Genomic DNA, 315 nt, shown 5'->3' with positions numbered 1-315 from the left:
CGCAGCACGGCTGCCGCCCGCCGAAGCGTCGCCGCGTCCGAGCCGTCGGTTCGGTCGTAGTGGGTTTTTCGGGCGGTACGCTCCGTATTCGGGCCGTACCGCCCGTACCCTTGCAGTACCCGCACCTCTCACCGGGTGCGGTTTCCGTCGGGCGTCAAATAGCGGGCGTCCACGAGAGAAGGATTTGATCCACACATGCTGATCGCCCAGCGTCCTTCGTTGACCGAAGAGGTCGTCGACGAGTTCCGCTCCCGGTTCGTGATCGAGCCGCTGGAGCCGGGCTTCGGCTACACCCTCGGCAACTCCCTCCGCCGC

At 66.7% G+C, this 315-nt stretch carries 1 pseudogene; it reads left to right on the top strand.

The window, feature by feature from the left end:
* Positions 1 to 195 precede the first annotated feature (195 nt).
* Positions 196 to 315 (top strand): annotated as a pseudogene (locus tag AB0I73_RS25345) (DNA-directed RNA polymerase subunit alpha); the annotation flags it as partial.

This window comes from Streptomyces sp. NPDC050388 (assembly GCF_040655635.1).
Lineage (GTDB): Bacteria > Actinomycetota > Actinomycetes > Streptomycetales > Streptomycetaceae > Streptomyces.
Note: the sequence above shows the minus strand (reverse complement) of the source record. Positions and strands in the feature narration are given on the sequence as shown.